The 22,029-nt window shown below is 66.0% G+C and carries 22 protein-coding genes and 1 pseudogene; 13 read left to right on the top strand and 10 right to left on the bottom strand.

Annotated elements, in window-relative coordinates; all coding sequences use genetic code 11:
• Positions 1-29: 29 nt before the first annotated feature.
• The 3 genes from RM96_RS05475 to RM96_RS05465 all read right to left on the bottom strand — a co-directional run bounded on the left by RM96_RS05475 (position 30) and on the right by RM96_RS05465 (position 2,897).
• Positions 30-902 (bottom strand): spermidine synthase, encoded by an 873-nt coding sequence (locus RM96_RS05475; RefSeq protein WP_052279344.1) that lies wholly within the window; start codon positions 900-902, stop codon positions 30-32.
• A gap of 29 nt (positions 903-931) precedes the next feature.
• Complete coding sequence (locus RM96_RS05470) at positions 932-1,684, bottom strand: tetratricopeptide repeat protein (RefSeq protein WP_039008550.1); 753 nt, start codon at positions 1,682-1,684, stop codon at positions 932-934.
• 76 nt (positions 1,685-1,760) lie between these two features.
• The gene (locus tag RM96_RS05465) at positions 1,761-2,897 is read right to left on the bottom strand and encodes a PLP-dependent cysteine synthase family protein (protein WP_039008548.1); all 1,137 of its coding nucleotides are present in this window, start codon (positions 2,895-2,897) and stop codon (positions 1,761-1,763) included.
• A gap of 171 nt (positions 2,898-3,068) precedes the next feature.
• Here RM96_RS05465 and RM96_RS05460 point away from each other — a divergent pair, with 171 nt between their 5' ends.
• On the top strand, positions 3,069-3,437 hold the full coding sequence (locus tag RM96_RS05460) for an ArsR/SmtB family transcription factor (protein ID WP_039008547.1): 369 nt from the start codon (positions 3,069-3,071) through the stop codon (positions 3,435-3,437).
• Between the two features lie 11 nt (positions 3,438-3,448).
• Positions 3,449-4,531, top strand: a complete 1,083-nt coding sequence (locus tag RM96_RS05455) for an SRPBCC domain-containing protein (RefSeq protein WP_039008545.1) — start codon at positions 3,449-3,451, stop codon at positions 4,529-4,531.
• Here RM96_RS05455 and RM96_RS05450 read toward each other — a convergent pair.
• Both RM96_RS05450 and RM96_RS05445 read right to left on the bottom strand, forming a co-directional pair.
• Positions 4,482-5,282 (bottom strand): alpha/beta fold hydrolase, encoded by an 801-nt coding sequence (locus RM96_RS05450; protein WP_238587106.1) that lies wholly within the window; start codon positions 5,280-5,282, stop codon positions 4,482-4,484. The two genes, RM96_RS05455 and RM96_RS05450, sit on opposite strands and share 50 nt — an antisense overlap.
• Positions 5,279-6,344, bottom strand: a pseudogene (locus RM96_RS05445) (MFS transporter). Before RM96_RS05445 ends, RM96_RS05450 begins: the two are co-directional and overlap by 4 nt.
• A 590-nt stretch (positions 6,345-6,934) precedes the next feature.
• On the opposite strand from RM96_RS05445, the gene RM96_RS05440 reads away from it, so the two are divergent.
• Together RM96_RS05440 and RM96_RS05435 are read left to right on the top strand one after the other, a co-directional pair.
• Entirely contained in the window at positions 6,935-7,615 is a 681-nt protein-coding gene (locus RM96_RS05440; protein WP_039008543.1) for a methyl-accepting chemotaxis protein, read from the top strand.
• A 13-nt stretch (positions 7,616-7,628) separates the two neighbouring features.
• On the top strand, positions 7,629-8,423 hold the full coding sequence (locus RM96_RS05435; protein WP_039008541.1) for a type IV pili methyl-accepting chemotaxis transducer N-terminal domain-containing protein: 795 nt from the start codon (positions 7,629-7,631) through the stop codon (positions 8,421-8,423).
• Between the two features lie 18 nt (positions 8,424-8,441).
• Here RM96_RS05435 and RM96_RS05430 read toward each other — a convergent pair whose 3' ends face one another.
• From RM96_RS05430 to RM96_RS05420, 3 genes are all read right to left on the bottom strand, one after another.
• Entirely contained in the window at positions 8,442-8,954 is a 513-nt protein-coding gene (locus tag RM96_RS05430; RefSeq protein ID WP_039008539.1) for a DNA-deoxyinosine glycosylase, read from the bottom strand.
• A 73-nt stretch (positions 8,955-9,027) separates the two neighbouring features.
• The gene (gene htpG, locus RM96_RS05425) at positions 9,028-10,947 is read right to left on the bottom strand and encodes a molecular chaperone HtpG (RefSeq protein WP_039008537.1); all 1,920 of its coding nucleotides are present in this window, start codon (positions 10,945-10,947) and stop codon (positions 9,028-9,030) included.
• Positions 10,948-11,062: 115 nt separating this feature from the next.
• The gene (locus tag RM96_RS05420) at positions 11,063-12,589 is read right to left on the bottom strand and encodes an aminotransferase-like domain-containing protein (RefSeq protein WP_039008532.1); all 1,527 of its coding nucleotides are present in this window, start codon (positions 12,587-12,589) and stop codon (positions 11,063-11,065) included.
• A gap of 84 nt (positions 12,590-12,673) precedes the next feature.
• On the opposite strand from RM96_RS05420, the gene RM96_RS05415 reads away from it, so the two are divergent.
• From RM96_RS05415 to RM96_RS05380, 8 genes are read left to right on the top strand one after another with little or no spacing between them, the layout of a single operon-like run.
• The gene (locus RM96_RS05415) at positions 12,674-13,348 is read left to right on the top strand and encodes a VOC family protein (RefSeq protein ID WP_039008530.1); all 675 of its coding nucleotides are present in this window, start codon (positions 12,674-12,676) and stop codon (positions 13,346-13,348) included.
• Positions 13,349-13,383: 35 nt separating this feature from the next.
• Positions 13,384-14,097, top strand: coding sequence for an alanyl-tRNA editing protein (locus tag RM96_RS05410; protein WP_039008528.1), 714 nt, complete (start codon positions 13,384-13,386; stop codon positions 14,095-14,097).
• A 5-nt stretch (positions 14,098-14,102) separates the two neighbouring features.
• On the top strand, positions 14,103-14,741 hold the full coding sequence (locus tag RM96_RS05405; protein WP_039008527.1) for a LysE family translocator: 639 nt from the start codon (positions 14,103-14,105) through the stop codon (positions 14,739-14,741).
• A gap of 28 nt (positions 14,742-14,769) precedes the next feature.
• Entirely contained in the window at positions 14,770-15,762 is a 993-nt protein-coding gene (locus RM96_RS05400; protein ID WP_039008525.1) for a DMT family transporter, read from the top strand.
• 11 nt (positions 15,763-15,773) lie between these two features.
• The gene (locus RM96_RS05395) at positions 15,774-16,229 is read left to right on the top strand and encodes a RidA family protein (protein ID WP_039008523.1); all 456 of its coding nucleotides are present in this window, start codon (positions 15,774-15,776) and stop codon (positions 16,227-16,229) included.
• Between the two features lie 15 nt (positions 16,230-16,244).
• A complete protein-coding gene (locus RM96_RS05390) occupies positions 16,245-16,574 on the top strand; it encodes a DHCW motif cupin fold protein (RefSeq protein ID WP_039008521.1) in 330 nt (109 codons plus the stop codon).
• 48 nt (positions 16,575-16,622) lie between these two features.
• The gene (locus RM96_RS05385; protein ID WP_039008519.1) at positions 16,623-17,813 is read left to right on the top strand and encodes an aminotransferase-like domain-containing protein; all 1,191 of its coding nucleotides are present in this window, start codon (positions 16,623-16,625) and stop codon (positions 17,811-17,813) included.
• 27 nt (positions 17,814-17,840) lie between these two features.
• Positions 17,841-18,488 (top strand): glutathione S-transferase family protein, encoded by a 648-nt coding sequence (locus RM96_RS05380; RefSeq protein ID WP_039008517.1) that lies wholly within the window; start codon positions 17,841-17,843, stop codon positions 18,486-18,488.
• Positions 18,489-18,500: 12 nt separating this feature from the next.
• On the opposite strand, the gene RM96_RS05375 is transcribed toward RM96_RS05380, so the two are convergent.
• Positions 18,501-19,157: a LysE family translocator gene (locus RM96_RS05375; RefSeq protein WP_039008515.1), complete on the bottom strand. Its 657-nt coding sequence runs from the start codon at positions 19,155-19,157 to the stop codon at positions 18,501-18,503.
• A gap of 372 nt (positions 19,158-19,529) precedes the next feature.
• Between RM96_RS05375 and RM96_RS05370 the strand changes: the two genes are divergently transcribed.
• The gene (locus RM96_RS05370) at positions 19,530-21,206 is read left to right on the top strand and encodes an L-lactate permease (protein ID WP_039008513.1); all 1,677 of its coding nucleotides are present in this window, start codon (positions 19,530-19,532) and stop codon (positions 21,204-21,206) included.
• A gap of 185 nt (positions 21,207-21,391) precedes the next feature.
• On the opposite strand, the gene RM96_RS05365 is transcribed toward RM96_RS05370, so the two are convergent.
• The gene (locus RM96_RS05365; RefSeq protein WP_039008511.1) at positions 21,392-21,895 is read right to left on the bottom strand and encodes a nuclear transport factor 2 family protein; all 504 of its coding nucleotides are present in this window, start codon (positions 21,893-21,895) and stop codon (positions 21,392-21,394) included.
• Positions 21,896-22,029 lie beyond the last annotated feature (134 nt).

The raw sequence follows: 22,029 nt of genomic DNA, 5'->3' as shown, positions 1-22,029 counted from the left end.
CCCTCTGCCGTCGGGCAGAGGGGCAACAATCAGATCACCAGGCGCTCTTCCTGCCGCGCATTCGCCGCGCGCAGCTTCTGAACCCAGTCCAGCGCCGGCAGTCCAGTGGTGGTTTCCAGCACCTTCGCGCGCGCTTCCAGCGTTTCCCACGCCACATCGATGGCCGGCCCGTTGAAGGCCATGGCGATGATGTTGCCGTCGTGCACCTCGGGGAACACCAGCACCCGGTTGTCGAACGCGTCGCAGATGCGCGCGATATTCTTCGGGAAGCTGTCGTGGTCGCCGAACAGGTTGATCGTCATCACGCCCGGCGCCTTCAACGTGCGTCGGCAGGCCCTGTAGAAGGCGGTGGTGTCGAGCACCGGGCCGCGCGCGGTGGCGTCGTACAGGTCCACCTGCAGCGCGTCCACCGATGCCGTGCTGGCGGCATCCATCACATAGTCCCAGGCATCCTGCTCGCGCACGCTCAGGCGCGCGTCGTCATTGCGCAGGCCGAACATGCTGCGGCCGGCCACGATCACCGCCGGATTCAGCTCGACAGCCGTCACGCGCGCGCGCGCAAAATTGCGGTGGCAGAACTTGGTCAGCGCGGCGGCGCCCAGCCCGAGCTGCGCCACATGGAAATCGTCCGCAGCCGGCGACAGGAACAGCAGCCACGCCATCATCTGCTGGGCGTATTCCAGCTCGATGGCATCCGGCTTGCGCAGCCGCATCGCACCCTGCACCCACTCGGTACCAAAATGCAGGTAGCGCACGCCGTCCAGCTCGGAGAATGTGACGGGCGCAAAGCGCGGCGTCATGCGCTTTTCCTCGCGGGCCGGCGCCTCGCCACGGTTGCGGGTACCACGTGCAGGACGGCGCGAGGCCACGGCTTCAATCGATTTGCGTTTAAGAAGAGTCATGTTGTCCAGAATTGCACACAAGGTGCGGATCATTGGCCGAGCGCAGCTTGCGCGCGTTGCAGCCACTCGCGATTGTATTCGCGGGCGTGGCGCGGCCAGTGTTTGGCATCGTGCACGATGTCGCCGTAGAGGGCGCGGGCACGTTGCCGGTCGGATTCGTCAGGCTGTGCCGCCAGCCAGTCGGCAAACAGGCAACGCGGTGCGGCGTCGCTGGCACAGGTCAGGGCCTGCTCGAATGCGGCACGCGTGCCTGCCGCGCCGGTCGCGGCCAGTGCGCGCGCGTACAGCAGGGCCGGATCGGGTTGCTGGCGAGCCATGGGACTGGCGGCGAAGAGCTTTTCGAGCGTTGCCTGGGCTGCCGCGGCATTGCCGACGGCGAACTGCGCACGGGCGAGGCCCTGCAGCAACGCCGGATCGGAAGCAAAGGGCCCGTTGGCGGCCGCCTCATAGTGCTGGAGCGCCTCGGCCGGCTGGCCGGCTTCCAGCAGCGCGGCGCCCAGGCGCATACGATGGTCGACCGTCGGCGCGCGGTCGAAGGCGGCACGCGCCTCCCTCACCGCCCGGTTGGGATCCACCAGTTGCGTGATGGCACGCGTGGCCGCGCGCGCACCGCGCGACTCGCGCAGCGCCGGCAGGTAGACCGCGAAGAAGTACACCACGCTGCCAAGGCCGGGGAACAGGAACAGGATCAGCAGCCAGTACATGTTCTGGTGGCTGCGCACCGCGTGCACGGCAAAGTACAGCGCGACAATGATGTGGATACTGATACCAAAAAGACGCATAGGCAGGTCGCTCAGGGTGGATACGAGCAGCCGCTCCAGAGCGGCCGCAGGCCGAGATTGTGACACGGCACGAAGCTCAGGCCGCCGCACCGACCCCGGCGCCGGCCGCTTCGAGCCCAGCCATCGCCTGCTGCGTGAACACCGGATCGCCGTTCACCGCACGGACGATGATCGCATCGGGGTCCTCGACGGGAATGCCCTGCGCCCGGTACCAGGCGTCGTCGTAATAGGTATTGCCATAGCGATCGCCGCTGTCGCATAGCAGGCCGACGATGGCACCCTGCTCGCCCGCTGCCTTCATCTGTTCGGCCAGATACAGCATGCCGACGAAATTGGTCCCGGTCGAGCCGCCCACGCGGTGCCCCAGGCGCCAGGCCAGGTAGCGCATGGCGGCAAAGGACAAGGCATCGGGCACCTTCAGCATGGCATCGATGCAAGTCGGGATGAACGAGCGCTCGACACGCGGGCGGCCGATGCCCTCGATTCTCGAGCCGACGTCGAGGCTCAGGCCGCGGTCCGGATGTCCCGCCAATGCGCTTTTGAAATAGTCGAAGAACACCGAGTTCTCGGGGTCGGCGCAAAGCACGCGCGTCTTGTGCCGGCGGTAAGCAACATAGCGGCCCAGCGTGGCAATCGTACCCCCGGTGCCACCACTCGACACCAGCCAGGCCGGCACCGGGTACTCTTCCTCGGCCATCTGCCGGAAGATCGACTCGGCGATATTGTTGTTGGCCCGCCAGTCCGTCGCGCGCTCGGCATAAGTGAACTGATCCATGAAGTGGCCGCCGGCTTCTTCGGCAATGCGATGCGATTCCGTGTAGATCTCCGACGGATTGCCGACCAGCTGGCAATGGCCGCCATAGAACTCGATAGCTTCGATCTTCGCCCTCGAGGTGCCGGCCGGAATCACGGCCACAAAGGGCAGACCCAGCAGGCGCGCGAAATACGCCTCCGAGATGGCCGTCGAACCGCTCGAGGCTTCCACCACCGTGCTCTTCTCGTTCAGCCAGCCATTGCAGAGCGCATAGAGAAACAGCGACCGCGCCAGCCGGTGCTTGAGACTGCCGGTCGGATGGCTCGATTCATCCTTGAAGTAGAAGCGGATATCCGGGTAACCGGGCAGGTCCAGCGGGATCAGGTGGGTATCGGCGGAGCGGTTGAAGTCGGCTTCGATCTTGCGAATCGCTTCGTGGGTCCAGTCGGAAAATGGCATTGAGGTTCTCCCATGGGGGACTGCCGGGGCTTCGGGACAGGCCGTCAGGATGCCAGAAGCGCGCGTCACATATCCAGATGCGAATCAATGCCGGTGCCGGCTTTTCCTCAACCGGCGTGTGTGGCTTTTTCTTTACTTGACTTTCATTTAACCGATTGGTTAAATGAACGCATGCCAGCCACACCCGACACACTCTCCAATGTCTTCGCCGCCCTGGCCGACCCCACCCGGCGGGCGATCCTGGCGCGGCTGTCGGAGGGCGAGGCCCCGGTGAGCGAGCTGGCTCGCCCGTTCGAGATGTCGGCCCCGGCCATCTCGAAGCACCTGCGCGTGCTGGCGGACGCCGGACTGATCGAACGCGAGGTCAACGCGCGCTGGCGCATCTGCCATCTGCGCGCCGACGCCCTGCGCGATGCACACGACTGGCTGGACGCCTACCGGCGCCATTGGGAAGGCAACCTCGACCGGCTCGTCGAATTCGTCGAACGAACCCACACGGCAGCTTCCGCCAGGGGCCCGGACGACGCAACCAAGGAGTGAGGGACACCATCATGGATCAAGCCGCCACCTTCGAACTGGAAATGACCCGCCTTATCCGCGCGCCACGCGAGCGGGTCTTCGACGCCTTCACCAGCCAGGCCGCGCTGGCCGCGTGGCATTGCCCGCGCGGCATGAGCGTGTTGGAGGCAAGTGCCGATGCGCGCGTCGGCGGCAGCTACCGCATCGTGATGGGCGGACGCGACGGCTCGCGGCACATTGTCGGCGGCGAGTACCAGGCCATCGACCGCGCCAATTTCCTCGCCTACACCTGGGCCTGGGAGTCGGGCTCCCTGCCGCCCGATCTAAAGACGCTGATCGAGGTCACGCTGACCGAGCAGGAGGACGGCACCCACCTGCACATGCGCCACAGCGGCTTCCCGAACGCGCAGGCGCGCGACTCGCACATGGGCGGCTGGCAATCCGTGTTCAACCGCCTCAGCGACTATCTGGACCCGAAGGGCAGCGCCGGCACCGTCACCGTCTTCGGCGACCCGCGCAGCAGCTACTGCCGCACCGTGCGCATGGCGCTGGAAGAGAAAGGCGTGGCCTACACGCTGGATCCCGTGCCCCCGCATTCGCCGGAAGTGCTCGAGCACAACCCGTTCGGCCGCATACCGGTATTCAGCGACGGCCCGATCACCTTCTACGAAACCCGCGCCATCCTGGGCTATATCGAAGAGGCCTTCGAGGGACCGAGCCTGCTGCCGCAATGGGGCGTGACCGCCCGCGCGCGCGGCGAACAATGGATCAGCCTGATCAACTGCCACGGCTACGATGCGATGGTCCGCCGCTACGTGCTGCAGTACGTGTTCCCCAAGGGCAAGGACGGCCAGCCTGACCGCGCCGTCATCGACGCCGCCGTGCCGGAGATCGACAAGCACCTCGCCGTATTTGAAGCGGCCTATGGCGACCGCGACTACCTGGCGGGCAGCACGCTCTCGATGGCCGACCTCTTCCTCGCGCCGATCGTGATGTACGTCGGCATGTTCCCCGAGGGGGCGGCGCTGCTGGAGAAGTATCCCAATGTGCGGCGCGGGCAATCCGTCATGCGCGAGCGGCCGAGCTATGCGGCCACGCAGCCGCAGTTGGGCTGAGAGCGCATTCAGGCCCGGCGCGGCCCGTCAGCCATGCCGCCATAGCCGCCGCCACCGCTTGCGGCGCTTCCATGGTGGTCATATGCCCGGCATCCTCGATCACTTCGAGCCGCGCCGCCGGGATCCGCTCACGCATGGCCACGTGATGCGCCAGCGGGTTCCAGCGATCCTGGCGCCCGCACAGCAACAGCGTCGGGCAGGCAATGGCCGGCAGCAGCTGTGTCGCGTCCGGACGCCCGAGCAACGCGCGCACCTGCGCGGCGAACTGTGCGGGATTGCTGCGGTCGATCATGTCAAGGATCTCATCGAACAGCGGCGAGCCAACCCGATCGGGATGCACCATGCCTGTGGCCCAGTTGCGTCCGATCGACCGCATGCCCGCGCTGCGCGCCTGCGCCAGCAGTGCGCAGCGCGCTTCGCGCTCGCTGTCGCCTTCCGGGCCTGGCGGCAGGGGCTGGAAGCCGGTGTCGAGCAATGCCAGCCGCTCCACGCGCTGCGGCGCCTGGCGCACGACTTCCAGCGCGACGCGGCCGCCCATCGAATGGCCGGCCAGCGCAAAGCGCGCTTCCGGCACACTGGCCAGCAGGTGCGACGCCATCGCCTCAATGCTGTCGAGCATGCCCCACGACGCAATGCGGCAGTCCGCCAGCGTCGTCAGCCGCCACCCTGGGCCGGCCCACGCCGCTTGGTCGCACAACAGTCCGGGCAGCAGCATCAGGACGGGACGCGGCTCATCCATATTGGCTCTCAGGCTGCCACGCCACCGGCCTCGGCGGCATGGCCGATCGGGCGCCACGTCAGCGCCACCGCCAGCGCGCCCAGCCCGGCGACCAGCAGTGCCGCGTAGGGCAGCACGTAGGAGCCGGGCACCATGTCCATCAGCAGGCCGATCAGCACTGGCGAAATGGCCGCCGCGACCTGGCCGCCGAAGTTGATGATGCCGGCGGCCGAGCCCACCGATTCGTCCGGAATATGCTTGAGCGGGATGGCGAAGACTGTGCCGTACACCACCGTATAGCCGACCAGCGCCAGCGTCCACAGCGTGAGCATCGCCGGCAGCGATTCCGCATAGGCCATCAGTGCGATGAAGGCCACCATGGCGGTAGCGCCTGCCGCCATGAACAGCCGCTCGCGGCCATGGCCTACCTTGTCGAGCAGCCACCCCACCACGAGCAGGCTGATGAAAGCCACCACGTAAGGCACCGCCGAGGCGATGCCGGCGTGCAGGATGTCGATGTGGCGCACCCTGATGAGGAAGGACGGCATCCACGACACCAGCGCCACATACACGATGTTGGCAAAGAAGAAGACCAGCATGGTCCTGCGCAGCACCGGCGAGCGCAGCAGCTCGCTGAATGCGGCCTTGCCCGGTTGCTTCTGGCGCGACGGCGGACGCTTGACGGCAAACCACAGCACCACGGCCACGAGGATCCCGAACAAGCCGAAGACATGGTAGGCAAAGCGCCAGCCGTGGCTGTGGATCAGCGCGGCGATGGCGCCCGAGCCGACCGCGCTGCCGAGGAACGAAGCCCCGATCACCAGCGACTTGGCTCGCGCCCGCTCAGGCTTCGGGAAGGCCTCGGCAATGGCCACCGAACTGGCCGGCGCGAAGCCGCCCTCGCCGATGCCGAACAGCACGCGAACCACGAACAGCATGACAAACCAGGATGACGCGCGCACCGAAGCGGTCGCCCAGCCAGCCAGCGGCAAGCTGCATGAGCGCGTAGCTCACGTAGAAGGCACTCAGCAGCAGGCCCGCCGAACGCGCGTCGAGGCTGAACTCATTCTGGATGGGGACGATCGACACGCTCATCGCCATGCGGTCGGCATTGCCGATTGCAGCAGCACGAGCCAGACGCTGCGCCTGGTAGCTGAGCAGGCGGTTGATCAGGGACGCAGGCGTACGACAAGCTGGCTCAGCTCCTGCCCTCGCCTTCCCAGCAGCTTCCAGAACTGATTGATGTTTTGGTTAGTTTGACATCTTGAGTCGCTAACTTCCTTCTTGCCAAGTCAAGAATCCGCCTGCCGATGGCCAGGCCCAGCCTCACCGGCTACCGCCCTTGCCGACCCTCCCTAACGCACGCATCGAGATGACGCATCTGGCACGAAATCAGTGCGCGGGCCGGTCCCGCCGCGCCATTTCGCTGCGCCGGCAACCTGACGCAACCCCAGTGAGCTATGGCATAGAGCTTGCGTAGAGGACACACAGGCCAACGGCGGCCTTGAAACAAACTGGCAAGTCGCGATGACACGCTCCGTAAAGGAGCATCCCGGGCAACGGCGCCCCGAAGCGAAATGACCACGACCCGGACAACCGGCTCGCAGGCATCTCGCTTCGGGGCGCTTTTTCTTTGCCGGTCAGCGCGGTGCACGTCTGCGTCCACACTACCTGCAAGGCATGGCATGAACGCTTTTTCTACTCCGTCACCCGAGGCCGAAGTGTCCGCCGAAACCATCGGTGCATTGATCAACCTTTCCGGAAGGCAGCGCATGCTGTCGCAACGGATCGTCCTCCAGCTGCTACTCGCTTCGCGGGGGGACACTGCCGCGCTCGATATCGCACGCAAGTGCCTGTCAATGTTCGAGTCGGCGCATTCGGATCTCGTGACGGGCAACGAGCGTTTCCCCGGCGCATTCTCCGGCGCCTTGCAGCAGCTGTACTTTGGCAGTGCGCGCGCTGACTCGCGTATCCGTGAATTCATCGCCCAGGCCAGAACAGCGACAGACGCGCCACTGGCCGACACCAGCCGGCAAGCCTCATCCCTCGATGTGCTTGTGGCGCAGGCCACGCCAATACTTGAACTGCTGCAGACCGTCACGCAGGCCTACCAGGAGGAAATGCACCGTTGCGAGGTCGCTGCGCGCAAACGCCAGACCGACCTCGCCGAGCGCCTCAGCGGCATTTCGATGCAGGCGAACATCGTGGCAATGAATGCGCGCATCTCGGCGGCACGGGCGGGAGAGTACGGCAGGGAGTTCGCGGTGATCACGCAGGTGCTTGCGGACATCATCAAGGAAATGGATCAGCTGATCCGCCACGTCGTCGGCTCGAGCGACGCGTCCAAAGGACCAACCAGAGTTTGATGCGGAGACGCCCTTGAAACGTTACCTCTGTTCCTTCTGCCTGATTGCCTGCAGCATCCTGGCGCTGGCTTTGGCCGGGACCGCTTGCGCCGAAACGCTGACGATCAACGCGGCGATCAACAAGGCGGGCCGCCAGCGGATGCTGTCTCAGCGCATGGCCAAGGCTTACTGCCAGGCCGGTCTCGGTGTTGAAGTCGAACATTCGAAGAAGATCCTCGAGCAGTCCGTGGCGCTCTTCGACAAGCAGCTCATGGAGCTGAAGGCGTTCGCGCCCACGCCAGAGATCAAGGACACCTACGCCAGGCTCGAGCAGACATGGATTCCCTATAAGCAGTTGCTGTCCGGCGGTAATTCGAATCTCGATAACGCGAAAACCATCGCAAGAATGAGCGATGACGTGCTGAAGCTTGCGCAACAGGGAACCCTCCTGCTCGAAAAGCATTCCGGGACCACCACGGGCAAGCTGATCAACGTTGCCGGCCGCCAGCGGATGCTCTCGCAGAGAATCGCCAAGATCAGCATGTTCCGCGCCTGGGGCATCACCTCCCCCGAGATGGCGCAGGATCTGGACACGGCTACCAGGGAGTTCGCAGCCGCGCAGGCACTTCTCACCTCGGCGCCGCAGAACTCAGAGGCCATCCGTCGCGAACTGCAGCTTGCCGGCTCTCAGTGGCTGTTCTTTGAAGAGGCAGTCAATCAGACCGGGGTCAGTCGCGCGGAACAGTTGAGAAACATCGCCACGACCAGCGAGCGTATTCTTCAGGTGATGGATGACGTCACCGGCATGTATGAAGGGATGCCCAAATGACGTGGGCGCGTGAATGAGTTATGCCAGCCGCGACTTTGCAGGCAGCCACCCTTGCAATGCCTGCCAGGCACGCAGCTTTTCCGGGTAGGGCAAGGTGTGAGCGGGACTACTGGAAGGAAGCTTGATGATTCGGTGATGGTCGTCATGCTGCCCAAGGACCTTCAAACCGATACGCGCAGCAGTGCCGCCATTGAAGGCGATTGCAGCGAGCCTGGGCAGTGATTCGATCAGCCCGATCAGGTCATTGCCGGCGTGATCCCGAATGTTGCTGTCCAGGCTGCCCTCACGCTTCGCTTCCGCGACCACGTCCCACAGGCCGACGTGATGCGCCAGAAGCGTTTGCAGCCGCGCGGGATAGTCCATGTGGACCAGGTCTTCACCCAGAACATCGCCGGTCAGGCGCCAGAACTGATTCTGCCGATGCGCGTAATACTGGCTTTGCTTCAGTGACGCCTCGCCCGGCAGGCTGCCGAGAATAAGGATGCGCGTGCCGGCGTCAACGACAGGCGGAAAGCACCGCTTCAGCGTCATCGGTCACGCGCTCCGCTGCAACACATTGAGATGGGAATCCCCCGCCGCCTGCGCGGCGAGGGCAACCGGGACGTCAGGCCAGCAGCTTGTTCACGCGCTGCACGTACGCCGCCGGATCGTCCAGCATGCCGCCTTCTGCCAGCAGCGCCTGGTCAAACAGCACCTGCACGCGATCGCCGAACGCATCCCCTTCCGGCAGGTCGCGTAGCTTCTTCACCAGCGCGTGGTCCGGATTCAGCTCCAGGATCGGCTGCGCGTCCGGCGCCTTCTGGCCTGCCTGCTTCAGCATGCGCTGCAGGTAGCCGCTCATGTCGCCTTCGTCCGAAACCAGGCACGAGGCGGAGTCGGTCAGGCGCAGCGTCACGCGCACGTCCTTGGCCTTGCCGTCGAGCACGGCCTTGGCGCGGGCGACCACGTCCTTCCAGTCGTTCTCGGCCTTTTCCTGTTCGGCCATCTCGGCTTCGTCGGCGAGCTTGCCGAGGTCCAGGTCGCCACGCGCGACGGACACCAGTTCCTTGCCGTCGAACTCGCGCACGAAGGACAGCATCCACTCGTCCACGCGGTCGGTCAGCAGCAGGACTTCAATGCCCTTCTTGCGGAACACTTCCAGGTGCGGGCTGTTCTTCGCGGCAGCCCAGGTGTCGGCGGTCACGTAGTAGATCTTGTCCTGGCCTTCCTTCATGCGGCTGACGTACTGCGCCAGCGCCACGCTCTGCTCGGCGGTGTCGTTGTGCGTCGAGGCAAAGCGCAGCAGCTTCGCGATGCGCTCCTGGTTGGCCTGGTCTTCACCCATGCCTTCCTTGAGCACCTGGCCGAACTGCTGCCAGAAGGTGGTGTATTTGGCGCGTTCGGCTTCATTTTCGTCACCCTCGGCGCTGTCCGCCAGCGTCTCGAGCATCGACAGCACACGCTTGGTGCAGCCTTCGCGGATCGCCTTGACGTCGCGGCTTTCCTGCAGCAGTTCACGTGACACGTTCAGCGGCAGGTCGGCCGAATCGACCACGCCCTTGACGAAGCGCAGGTAGGCGGGCAGCAGCTGGTCGGCATCGTCCATGATAAAGACGCGCTTCACATACAGCTTGAGGCCGGCCTTGTGGTTGCGGTCCCACAGGTCGAACGGTGCGCGCGCCGGGATGTACAGCAGCTGCGTGTACTCGCTGCGGCCTTCCACGCGGTTGTGGGTCCAGGACAGCGGCGCCTCGTTGTCGTGCGCGTGTGCGATGTGGTGGTAGAAGGCGGTGTACTGCTCGTCGGTGATGTCCGACTTGGCGCGCGTCCACAGGGCGCTGGCCTGGTTGACGCTTTCCCACTCGTCGGTGCGCTTGTAGGCGCTGGCCTCGGCATCCCAGATCTCCTTGGGCATGCGGATCGGCAGCGAGATATGGTCGGAGTACTTCTGGATGATGCCCTTCAGGCGCCAGGCCGAGAGGAAATCGTCCTCGCCCTCGCGCAGGTGCAGCGTGATGGTGGTACCGCGCTCGGCGCGCGAGATGGCGTCGATGCTGAACTCGCCGTCGCCGGCGCTTTCCCAGCGCACGGCCTCTTCGGCGCCCAGGCCGGCACGGCGGGTTTCCACCGTCACCTTGTCGGCCACGATAAAGGACGAGTAGAACCCCACGCCAAACTGGCCGATCAGCGCGGCGTCCTTCTGCTGGTCGCCGGAGAGCTGCTGGAAGAATTCCTTCGTGCCCGAACGGGCGATGGTACCGAGGTTGCGGATCGCCTCGTCACGGCTCATGCCGATACCGTTGTCGGTGATCTTCAGCGTGCGCGCCTTGGCATCGGCTTCGATGCGGATCGCCAGGTCGGCGTCGTTTTCCAGCAGAGACGGATTCGCGATCGCCTCGAAGCGCAGCTTGTCAGTGGCGTCCGAAGCATTCGAGACCAGCTCGCGCAGGAAGATTTCCTTGTTGCTGTAGAGCGAGTGGATCATCAGGTGCAGCAGTTGCTTCACTTCCGCCTGGAAGCTCATCGTTTCGTGCGGTGCGGTCATGGTTCTCCTCTTGGAACTGGCGAATCTGGAATAAGTAAGGGGGCACTTGGCCGTGCAGCTGAAAATAGGGCCGGCCGGGCCCCTTTTCAAGGCCCGGTGCTGTCGGGACGGCTCGTCACAGCCGGTCGAGCTGGCGGGCCAGGAAGGCCAGCATGTCGGGATCGCCGCTGCTGGCGACATTAAATCGCATCCAGCCGGACGGCATCTGTGACGGCGAGAACAGGCTGCCGGGGGCAAACAGATAGCCCTCCTCATGCCCCGCCGTGGCAATGGCGTTGGTGTCGCGGCCGCTGTCGGCCCACAGGTACATCCCGGCGTGCTGGCCGGGAAAGAGCCGCAGGCCGAGCCGATCGAGCGACTGCCGGGTCTCGTCGCGGGCACGGTCCAGCCGGGTGCGCACCCGCTCCACATGCTTGCGGTAATGGCCCTCGGTCAGCACCTTGTACAGCACGCGCTCGTTGATCTCCGGCGTGGCGAGCCCCGCCAGCAACTTGCTGTCGGTCAGCGTGGAGGCCAGTTCCGGATGCGCGGCGATAAAGCCGACGCGCAGGTTGGCGGCCAGCGTCTTGGAGAAACTGCCGAGGTAGATCACGCGGCGCAGCTGGTCCAGGCTGGCGAGCCGGGTCGCGGCATGGCCCGGCGGGCACAGGTCGCAGTAGATGTCGTCCTCGACGATCAGGAAGTCGTACTGCTCGGCGAGCCGCAGCAACTGGAAGGCCTTGGCCGCCGACAGCGAGGTGCCGGTCGGGTTGTGCAGCACCGAATTGATGACAAAAAGCTTAGGCCGGCGCGCCTGCACGATGCGCTCAAGCGCCTCCAGGTCCGGCCCCTCCGCCGTGTATGGGACGCCGATCACCTGGGCGCCCTGCGCGGCAAAGCGGCCGAACATCACGAACCAGGCCGGATCGCCGACCAGCACGGCGTCGCCGGGATGCAGGTAGAGCCGGGCGATCAGGTCCAGCGCCTGCGTGATGCCCGAGGTCAGCACGATCTGGTCGGGCGTGGCGCCGATTTCCAGTTCCTCCAGCCGCGTGCGCAACTGCTGCCGCAGCGGCAGGAAGCCCTGCGGCGTGCCGCTGGCCAGGAAGTGATTGCCCGGCTGGCGGCCCAGCCCGCGCAAGGCGCTGGCGATCAGCTCCCCGTCGAGCCATTCGTTGGGCAGGAAACCGAGGCCGGGCGCCTTGTGGGTCTCGGCGGTGTGGAACATGCTGCGCAGCAGCCAGGTCACGTCGATATTGCGCGCGGCCACCCCTGCCGGGGAGACCGGCGCCGCGGCGGTTTGCCCCGTCCGCTCTCGCACATAGAAGCCTGAGCCACGGCGCGATTCCAGGTAGCCCAGCGCCACCAGCCGCTCGTAGGCCTCGACCACGGTGAAGCGCGAGATGCCCTTCTCCTGCGCCAGCTGGCGGATCGACGGCATGCGCATGCCGGCGCGGAAGACCCGTTCGTCGATCCGCATCCGCGCCCATTCGGTCAACTGCTCCACCAGCGTCATCTGGGCCGACGGCACCGGGTCGGGCAGGCGCTCGGTGCTGGGCACGACCAGCCGGAGCGAGCGCCCGGATGCGCCTTGCGCGCCGCCTCCGCTATCCTTGCGCTCTGGGCCGGCGGATGAATCGTTAGTGGTCTGGCTGCCGTCCATGTGGTGCTCCTGCAACTGTACTGAATACGATCTGAGCAACTGTACCGGTACTGTACCGACAACCTTGACTACCATCAAGCCAAGATGAAGCTAACCCTCGATCACCTCATCGTTGCAGCCGCTGCTCTCGATGCCGGAACCGAATACGTCGCCAGCCAGCTCGGCGTGGCGCCGCAAGGCGGCGGCGCGCACCCGGGCATGGGCACCCACAACCGGGTGCTCGGCATGTTCGGCGGCGTCTACCTGGAAGTGATCGCGATCGACCCGGATGCCGCGCCCACGCGCGCACGCTGGTTCGGGCTGGACACCGACGCCGTGCAGGCCCGCCTGCGCGACGGCCCCTTCCTGCTGCACTGGGCTGCCCGCGTGGAGCGCCCCGCTGATCTTTCGCTGTGGCGCGAGCAGTATCCGCAGCACGTCGTGCCGGTCGTCCCGATGAATCGCGGCGACCTGCGCTGGCGCATCACGGTGCCCGAGGACGGCAGCCTGCCCGCCTGGCAGGGGGAAGCCGGCACGGCCGGCGAAGGCCTGCTGCCCAGCCTGATCCAGTGGGACGTGGCCCGCTACCCGGGCGTGAGCCTGCCGCGGCAGGACCTGGCCCTGCGCCGGCTCACCGGCCAGCATCCGCGCGCCGAACTGCTGCGCCAGGGGCTGGCGTGGCTGGGCGGCGAGCCCCTGCTAACGCTCGAACAGACCGACGGCCCGCCACTGCTGGCTGCCGAGATCGAAACCCCGCAGGGCATCCGCACCCTGCGCTAGCTGCACCAGAACAACAAGACCAAGGAGACCCACCGATGTCCGCCACCCGCAAGCGATTCGACGACGACCCCTATCTCGACCACTGCACGGCCACCGTGATCGCCGTGGACGCCAACGGCATCGAGCTGGACGAAACAGTTTGCTATGCGCGCAGCGGCGGACAGGCCGGCGACACCGCCACGCTGACACTCGCCGATGGCCGCACGGTAGCCGTGGCAGACACCGTCTACGCCGATGACCGCACCCGCATCCTGCATGTGCCCGCAGCCGACAGCGAGCTGCCGCGTGTGGGCGACCGCGTGACGGTGAAGATCGACTGGGAGCGCCGCCACCGCCTGATGCGCCTGCACACCTGCCTTCACCTGCTGGGCTCGCTGATTCCGGTGCCGGTGACCGGCTGCGGCATCTCGCCCGATTCGGCGCGCATCGATTTCGACCTGCCCGAATCGACGCTGGACAAGGCCGTGCTCACTGAACAGCTGAATGCGCTGATCCGCGCCAACACCGCCGTGCGCATCGAGCTGATCACGCCGCAGGAGCTGGCCGCGCAGCCTGAGCTGGTGCGCACCATCGGCGCCGCACCGCCGGCGGGCACCACCAGCATCCGCATCGTCGAGATCCCCGGCGTGGACCGCCAGCCCTGTGGCGGCACCCATGTGGCGAACACCAGCGAGATCGGCGCCGTGCTGGTGACCAAGGTCGAAAAGAAGAGCCGCACCAACCGCCGCGTGGTCGTCAATTTCGCCTGACGGCCATGGATGCCAATTTCCTGACCGGCCTGTCGGCCGCACAATTCTTCGCCCTGCTGACGCTGCTCGCAGTGGGCTCGTTCACGCCCGGCCCCAACACCACGATTGCCGCGGTGACCGGCGCCAACTTCGGCCTGCGCGCAACGCTGCCGCACTGCATAGGCGTGGCGTTCGGCTTTGCCAGCATCCTGGCGCTGTGCGCGATCGGCGTGGGCGCGCTGATCCTGAGCAATCCCGCGCTTGCCACCATCGTGCACATGGCAGGCGTTGCCTACCTGCTGTGGCTGGCGGCAAAGCTGGCGCGCAGCACAGTGCTGGCCGAGAAGCAGGTGCTGCGCCCGCTCAGCGTGTGGCAGTCGGCCGCGCTGCAGTACGCCAACATCAAGGCATGGATGATGGCGCTGGCCACCGCCGCCTCGTACATGGCCGGCGCGCCGTCGCCTGCGCAGCGCGTGCTGCTGGTCTGCACCGTGTTCGGCATCTTCGGTTTCGTCAGCAACAGCCTGTACGGCGTGCTAGGCGCCTCGCTGCGGCAATGGCTGATGCAGGGCAACCGGGTGCGCTGGTTCAACCGTGCCATGGGCCTGGCCCTGGCGCTGACCGCCGCGTGGATCGCCATCGGCGTACGACCAGGCACGCACTGACACCCCGCCAATCATCGCGAGCGCCCCCATGTCCTCAACTTCTGCCTCCCAGCATCACGTGCCCCCCTCCGGCGGCATGCTGCTGGGCTTTATCGGCGTGGCAATCTTCAGCCAGACGCTGCCGTTCACCCGCATGGCCGTCGCCGAGCTGGACGCCACCTTCGTGGCACTGGCGCGCGCTGTCGTCGCGGCGGTGCTGGCACTGGCCCTGCTCGGCTTCCGTGGCGCGCTGTCCGCCGGGCGACGCCCGCGCGGCCGGCAGTGGCCACTGCTGGCGGTGACTGCACTGGGCGTGGTGGTGGGCTTTCCTCTGTTCTCTTCGCAGGCCATGCGCGAGGTGCCGGCCAGCCACGGCGCCATCGTGATCGGCCTGCTGCCGCTTGCCACCGCGGTCTTTGCCGCGTGGTTCGGGCGTGAGCGGCCATCGGCGGCATTCTGGCTGTCTGCGCTGGCCGGCAGCGCGCTGGTGGTCGGCTTTGCCGTGTGGCAAGGCGCTGGCGGCCTGCAGCATGCCGACTGGTATCTGTTCGCTGCCGTCGTGCTTGGCGCACTCGGCTACGCCGAAGGCGGCAAGCTGTCGCGCGAGCTGGGCGGACTGGAAACCATCAGCTGGGCGCTGGTGATTTCGCTGCCGGTGCTGCTTCCGGTGGTGGGCTGGCTGGTCCTGCGCGACCTGCCGGCGATTGCCGCCGCCTCGCCGCGCGCATGGCTCGGGATGGCCTATGTTTCGGTCTTTTCGATGTTCATCGGCTTCCTGTTCTGGTACGCCGGGCTCGCAAAAGGCGGCGTGGCGCGCGTGGGGCAGATACAATTGCTGCAGCCGTTCCTCACGCTGGCGGGCGGCGCCCTGATGCTGGCCGAGCCGCTCGACGCACCCACCATCGCCTTTGCGGTGGCCGTAATTGCCGTGGTGGCCCTCGGCCGCCGCGCCGCCGTGCAAAATAGCGCACCCGCCGGTGCTGACCGTACCGGACCCGCCGCCACGGAAACAAATTCCATCCTCCCAGGACGTATCCACTGACAGGAGCTCACATGTCCGTCTATGACACCCTCGCACGCCTCGGCGTGGAACTGCCCGCCGCCAACGCGCCTGCCGCCGCCTACGTCATGGCCGCGCAGACCGGCAACACCGTATTCCTTTCCGGCCATATCGCCCGCAAGGACGGCAAGGTCTGGGCCGGCAAGCTGGGCAAGGACATCGACACCGAGACCGGCAAGGCCGCCGCGCGCGCCATTGCCGTCGACCTGCTGGCCACGCTGCACGGACATGTCGGCGACCTGAACCGCGTCACCCGCATCGTCAAGGTGATGAGCCTGGTCAATTCCACGCCGGAATTCACCGAGCAGCACCTGGTCACCAACGGCGCGTCGGAATTCCTGGTCGAAGTGTTCGGCGACAAGGGCAGGCACGCCCGCAGCGCGTTCGGCGTGGCCCAGGTCCCGATGGGTGCCTGTGTCGAGATCGAAATGATCGTGGAAGTGAAGTAAGCCAGACAGCAGCTGATGCGCATCGACAACCTGCCCTTCGGCACCACCGACTGGTCCGCCATCGAACCCACTCGCCACCCCGGCGAACGGGGCGAGGCGCTCTGGCGCACCCGCCAGTTCGGCGATATCCGGGTGCGCATGGTCGAGTATTCGGCCGGCTACCTGGCCGACCACTGGTGCAGCAAAGGGCATATCCTGTTCGTGCTGGACGGCGAATTGCATACCGAGCTGGAAGACGGCCGGCAGTTCGTGCTCCGGGCAGGCACCAGTTACCAGGTTGCCGACCATGCGGAAGCGCACCGCTCTTTCTCGCCGACGGGTGCGAGACTATTTATCGTTGACTGAGTCGACCACCGTAATCCGATTCATCCCCCAGACCAAAAGAGAAACATCATGAAATGGGCCATCTCCCGCCGGGCGCAGCAACTGACCAGCTCGGCCATCCGCGAAATCCTGAAGGTCACCGAGCGTCCGGAAGTCATTTCGTTCGCCGGCGGCCTGCCCTCGCCGGCTTCGTTCCCGGTAGCGGCCATGGAAGCGGCGGCGGCCCGTGTATTCGCCGATAACCCGCAGGCGGCGCTGCAATACGCCGCGACCGAGGGCTTCCTGCCGCTGCGCGAATTCGTGGCAAAGCGCCACAAGGTGGGCGTCGAGCGCGTGCTGATCACCACCGGCTCGCAGCAGGCGCTGGACCTGATCGCCAAGGTGCTGATCGATCCGGGCAGCAAGGTGCTGGTCGAAACCCCGAGCTACCTGGGCGCGCTGCAGGCCTTCTCGCTGTTCGAACCCGAATTCACCTCGGTGCCCACCGATGAAAAGGGCCTGGTGCCCGAAGCGCTGACCGCCGAACTGACCGCCGGCGCGCGCTTCCTGTACGCCCTGCCCAACTTCCAGAACCCGACCGGCCGCCGCCTGCCGCTTGAGCGCCGCCAGGCTCTGGTGGCCCGCGCGAAGGAACTGGGCGTGCTGCTGATCGAAGACGACCCCTACGGCGAACTGAGCTACACCGGCGACCAGCTGCCGAGCCTGCTGTCGATGAACCCGGACGGCGTGATCTACATGGGCTCGTTCTCCAAGATCCTGGCACCGGGCCTGCGCCTGGGCTATGTGATCGCCCCGCCCGAGCTGCACTTCAAGCTGTGCCAGGCCAAGCAGGCGTCGGACCTGCACACGCCCAGCTTCACCCAGCGCCTGGCCTACGAGACCGTGCGCGACGGCCTGCTGGACACGCACATCCCAACCATCCGCGCGCTCTACAGCAAGCAGTGCAACGTCATGCTGGACGCGCTCAAGCGCCATATGCCGGCAGGCGTGACCTGGAACCAGCCCGAAGGCGGCATGTTCATCTGGATGGAGCTGCCGCAGGGCCTGGACAGCATGGCGATCCTGGAAGAAGCGGTGAAGCGCAACGTGGCCTACGTGCCGGGCGCGCCGTTCTACGCCGGCAACCCGCAGCGCAACACGCTGCGCCTGGCCTTCGTCACGGTGCCGCCGGAGCGCATCGAACAGGGCGTGGCGATCCTGGGTGAGCTGTTCCGCGAGGCGATCGCATCGGCGGCCGCGCACGCGCGCGCGGCGGCCTGAGGCAGGGGACGGAACCGGAGAATCGTCATGCTGCGTATCTGGGGTCGGCTGTCATCGATCAATGTGCAGAAGGTGGTCTGGTGCGCGCGCGAGCTGCACCTGGACCATGAACGGATCGACATCGGCGTGAGCCAGGGCGATCTCGATACCGAGGCCTATGTCCGGCTCAACCCCAATCGCCAGATCCCGGTGATCGAGGATTTCCGCGGCACCGACGTGGGCGGCGAGCCCTTCGTGCTGTGGGAATCCAACGCCATCGTGCGCTACCTGTGCGCGCGCTATGGCGAAGGCACGCTGTGGCCGGAGGATGTGAAAACCCGCGCCTCGGCCGACCGCTGGATGGACTGGCAGACCACCTCGTTCAGCCCGGCCATGGTCACCGCGTTCCTGAACCTGGTGCGCGTGCCGGCGGCGCAGCGCGACGACGCCGCCATCGCGGCTTCGTGCGCGCGCACCGAGCCGCTGGCGGCCATGCTCGACAAGGCACTGGCCGGCCGCGAGTTCATCGGCGGCGACCGCTTCAGCATGGCCGACATCTCGCTGGCCTGCGCCGCGCATCGCTGGATGGGGATGCCCAAGGTAAAGCACGAGCCGCGTCCCGAGCTGGAACGCTGGCTCGCAGCCATGCGCGCCCGCCCCGCCGCTACCGGCATTCTCGAACTGCCGCTACGCTGAAGCGCTGACTTCCTACTTGGCGGCGCGGGAACCCGACGTCGCAGTAAACACACCTAACCCGATGAAGGCCACCGCCGTCAGGTAGCGGCCCATCGCCCGTGCGCGCCCGGCGCGCCGCAGCCTTGGCATCACCGCGGCGGCGGCCGTCACGTAGCAGACATCAGTGGTAGCAGCGATCAGCACGAAGGCCGCGCCCAGCGCCAGGCTCTGCACCAGTGCCGATCCGCCCGGGCTCATGAACTGCGGCAGGAAGGCCGCGAAGAAAATCGCGGTCTTGGGATTGAGCAGCGCCACCACGAAGCCGTCGCACATCACCTGGCGCAGGCTGCGCGCCGGCGGCGCGACGGGCTCGCCGTTTTCGGCCACCGCAGGTTTGGCCCGCAGCGTGCGCAGCCCCAGCCAGATCAGGTAGACCGCCCCGGCGTACTTGACCACCGTGAACGCCAGCGCCGACACCGAAAACAGCACCGCCAGGCCCAGCGATGCACCGATCGCATTGCCCAGGTTGCCCAGCGCCACCGCTCCGACCGAGGCGAGCCCGGCGCGCCTGCCCTGCGCCAGCGTACGCGTGACGATATAGACCACCGCAGGTCCGGGGGTAACCGCGAGCGCCACACTGGCCAGCATGAAGGCGGCCAGCAAGGGCCAGGCAGGAAGGATCTCAGGCATGGGAATGCTCCGATGGTCGGGGTAGGTGATGGGGGTCGCGCAGGATGACAACGCAGTGCCCCTCATTCTGCCAGCCGGTGCAGACGGCAACGCGAAATGCCGATTGGCTGGCATACATTTAAAAGAGGCGCCGTTTAGAGTACGCTCCGGGCAGGACGTGCGCCAGCCTGCCCACGGGCAAACCCTGTTCCCTGAATCCGGCTCATGGGTCCGATGACCGGATTTAAGGCGGCGCGGCGAGAACCCATCCTTACAATCCTTGTTTTCGCGCGCGCGTGCGGCTTAAGGCACAAGCGGCGCGGATCGCATGACGGCCGTCCAGGGTACGCAGAATGCCCGGGTTGCCGGAGCCAACCTGAGGAGGATTCAATCGTGTGGAGTCAAGTCTATGACCCGCTAAGCAATATGGCGCTGTCCACTATTGCCGCGGGGGTGCCCGTCGCCGTGCTGCTGGTCGCACTGGCGTTCTTTCATATGCAGGCCCATCTGGCAGCCGGCCTGGCGCTGGTGGTGGGTGTGGTGGTGGCTTCCGCGGTGTTTGGCATGCCCGCGGCCATGGCCGGCAAGGCGGCCGGGCTTGGCATCATTTCCGGCCTGTTCCCGATCGGCTGGATCGTTCTCAACATCATCTTCCTGCACCGGCTGACCACGCTGAACGGGTCATTCAAGGTCTTGCAGACGTCGATTTCCGGCGTGACCGAAGACCGCCGCCTGCAACTGCTGCTGGTGGCCTTCAGCTTCGGCGCCTTCTTTGAAGGCGCCGCCGGCTTCGGCACCCCGGTGGCCGTGACCGGCGCCATCCTCATCGGCCTGGGCTTCTCGCCGCTGGCTGCCTCGGGCCTGGCGCTGATCGCCAACACCGCCCCGGTGGCATTCGGTGCGCTGGGCGCCCCGATCATCGGCCTGTCGTCGGTGACCGGCATCGACCAGGTCACGCTGTCCGCCATGATCGGCCGCCAGCTCCCGTTCTTCTCGGTGCTGGTGCCGTTCTGGCTGATCTGGGCCTTCGCGGGCTTCCGCGGCATGCTCGCGATCTGGCCGGCCATCCTGGTGGCGGGCGTGACGTTCGCGGTGCCGCAGTTCCTGGTGTCGAACTTCCACGGCCCGTGGCTGGTGGACGTGATCTCGTCGCTGGTGTCGATGGGCTGCCTGACCCTGTTCCTGAAGATCTGGCATCCGAAGGAAATCTGGACCTCGACCAAGATTCTCGGCCGTCACGACGACTCGAAGGTCGACCACCCCGAAGCGCTGGAGGCCGATGCCCGCGCCACCGCCGCCTCGGCTGGCATCTCGGTGGTGAAGGCCTGGATGCCGTGGGTCATCCTGACCGTGTTCGTCTTCGTCTGGGGCGTCCCCGAATTCAAGAAGATGATGGACGCCCTGTGGCAGTTCAAATTCCCGGTTCCGGGCCTGGACAAGACGATCATCAAGCATCCGCCGGTCACGCCGAAGGAAATCGCCGAACCGGCCGTGTTCCTGTTCAACGTGCTGTCGATGGCCGGCACCGGCATCCTGGTGTCCGCCGTGGTTGGCGGCCTGCTGATGGGCTACTCGATTCCGCGCATGGTCAAGGAATACTGGGAAACCATCAAGCTGACCAAGTTCTCGCTGCTGACCATCAGTGCCATGTTCGGCATCGGCTACCTGACCCGCTATTCGGGCCTGGACGCAACGCTGGGCCTGGCGTTCGCCCAGACCGGCGTGCTCTACCCGCTGTTCGGCACCATGCTGGGCTGGCTGGGCGTGGCGCTGACCGGCTCGGACACCGCCTCGAACGTGCTGTTCGGCGGCCTGCAGAAGACCACGGCCGAGCAGCTTGGCCTGTCGCCTGTGCTGATGGCCGCGGCCAACAGCTCGGGCGGCGTGATGGGCAAGATGATCGATGCCCAGTCGATCGTGGTGGCTTCCACCGCGACCAAGTGGTACGGCCACGAGGGCGACATCCTGCGCTACGTGTTCTTCCACTCGATTGCACTGGCGATCCTGGTTGGCCTCTTCGTCACACTGCAGGCCTACGTGGAGCCGTTCACGCACATGGTCATCCACTGACCCTGCCGCGACGGCCGCACTGCGGCTACAGCCAAAGCGCCGCAGCCGGCCAAGGGCGGTGGCTTAGTGTTGAGCGACGATTGCAGAATGCCCCTCAACAAGCGGTTGAGGGGCATTTTTTCGTGGCCAGGATCTCTTCCTCTGGCCAGCCACAGGATTCCGCCTGCGGCCGGTGAGCAGCGCCGTCAGGGTAGCGACGCGCGGCGTCCGCCACCAGCCTTGCATGCTACGAGTCGTGCGGTTTGGGCGTCCGACTCATCGTACCGGTAAGACAACGAGACAATGCGGCCGCCGCTGAACTCGAACACGTGCCCACCCACCATGCGCGCGAGCCCCCTGCCACAAGACATCGCGTGCGTGATCTCGCCCTGTGTCGTCAGGTGTTTGCCATCGAAACGTTGATCCGACATCGGAGCATTGACCTTGCGAGCGATCAGATCATCGACATACCGCTCCTTGATCGCCGCCTTGCCGACGCAGGGTATGTCGAAAGTGCACTTCGTACCGGACACTACGACGGCGTCATCAGTGAATTGCGCGATCGCCGCGTCGGCCTGGCCAACGCTCACGGCGTAGACGAGGGTGTAGTACGCGGCTATCGACGAGGAGACATCATCGTTTCCTCCGAAGGCCGCGCCGGCACCGAGGGTGGCGCCAATCGCCATGAGCAGCTCCATTGGCTTGAACATGCTGCACCTCCTGCTTGTTGTTGCTTCTTACCCCCGGTGAGCGAACTTGAGCATAGGCAAGATCCACGACAAATCTCGGGCGGACGCAGACCGTTTCCTCATAAGGCTTATGAGGTCCGGTTATGTAGGACAGG

Origin of the sequence: Cupriavidus sp. IDO (genome assembly GCF_000812465.1) — a bacterium.
Classification (GTDB): Bacteria; Pseudomonadota; Gammaproteobacteria; order Burkholderiales; family Burkholderiaceae; genus Cupriavidus.
Note: the sequence above shows the minus strand (reverse complement) of the source record. Positions and strands in the feature narration are given on the sequence as shown.

Excerpts from the sequence above, each read along its gene's own strand:
- RM96_RS05475 (WP_052279344.1), bottom strand. The coding sequence starts at position 902 with ATGACTCTTCTTAAACGCAAATCGATTGAAGCCGTGGCCTCGCGCCGT.
- RM96_RS05470 (WP_039008550.1), bottom strand. The coding sequence starts at position 1,684 with ATGCGTCTTTTTGGTATCAGTATCCACATCATTGTCGCGCTGTACTTT.
- RM96_RS05465 (WP_039008548.1), bottom strand. The coding sequence starts at position 2,897 with ATGCCATTTTCCGACTGGACCCACGAAGCGATTCGCAAGATCGAAGCC.
- RM96_RS05460 (WP_039008547.1), top strand. The coding sequence starts at position 3,069 with ATGCCAGCCACACCCGACACACTCTCCAATGTCTTCGCCGCCCTGGCC.
- RM96_RS05455 (WP_039008545.1), top strand. The coding sequence starts at position 3,449 with ATGGATCAAGCCGCCACCTTCGAACTGGAAATGACCCGCCTTATCCGC.
- RM96_RS05440 (WP_039008543.1), top strand. The coding sequence starts at position 6,935 with ATGAACGCTTTTTCTACTCCGTCACCCGAGGCCGAAGTGTCCGCCGAA.
- RM96_RS05430 (WP_039008539.1), bottom strand. The coding sequence starts at position 8,954 with ATGACGCTGAAGCGGTGCTTTCCGCCTGTCGTTGACGCCGGCACGCGC.
- htpG (WP_039008537.1), bottom strand. The coding sequence starts at position 10,947 with ATGACCGCACCGCACGAAACGATGAGCTTCCAGGCGGAAGTGAAGCAA.
- RM96_RS05420 (WP_039008532.1), bottom strand. The coding sequence starts at position 12,589 with ATGGACGGCAGCCAGACCACTAACGATTCATCCGCCGGCCCAGAGCGC.
- RM96_RS05415 (WP_039008530.1), top strand. The coding sequence starts at position 12,674 with ATGAAGCTAACCCTCGATCACCTCATCGTTGCAGCCGCTGCTCTCGAT.
- RM96_RS05410 (WP_039008528.1), top strand. The coding sequence starts at position 13,384 with ATGTCCGCCACCCGCAAGCGATTCGACGACGACCCCTATCTCGACCAC.
- RM96_RS05405 (WP_039008527.1), top strand. The coding sequence starts at position 14,103 with ATGGATGCCAATTTCCTGACCGGCCTGTCGGCCGCACAATTCTTCGCC.
- RM96_RS05400 (WP_039008525.1), top strand. The coding sequence starts at position 14,770 with ATGTCCTCAACTTCTGCCTCCCAGCATCACGTGCCCCCCTCCGGCGGC.
- RM96_RS05395 (WP_039008523.1), top strand. The coding sequence starts at position 15,774 with ATGTCCGTCTATGACACCCTCGCACGCCTCGGCGTGGAACTGCCCGCC.
- RM96_RS05390 (WP_039008521.1), top strand. The coding sequence starts at position 16,245 with ATGCGCATCGACAACCTGCCCTTCGGCACCACCGACTGGTCCGCCATC.
- RM96_RS05385 (WP_039008519.1), top strand. The coding sequence starts at position 16,623 with ATGAAATGGGCCATCTCCCGCCGGGCGCAGCAACTGACCAGCTCGGCC.
- RM96_RS05380 (WP_039008517.1), top strand. The coding sequence starts at position 17,841 with ATGCTGCGTATCTGGGGTCGGCTGTCATCGATCAATGTGCAGAAGGTG.
- RM96_RS05375 (WP_039008515.1), bottom strand. The coding sequence starts at position 19,157 with ATGCCTGAGATCCTTCCTGCCTGGCCCTTGCTGGCCGCCTTCATGCTG.
- RM96_RS05365 (WP_039008511.1), bottom strand. The coding sequence starts at position 21,895 with ATGTTCAAGCCAATGGAGCTGCTCATGGCGATTGGCGCCACCCTCGGT.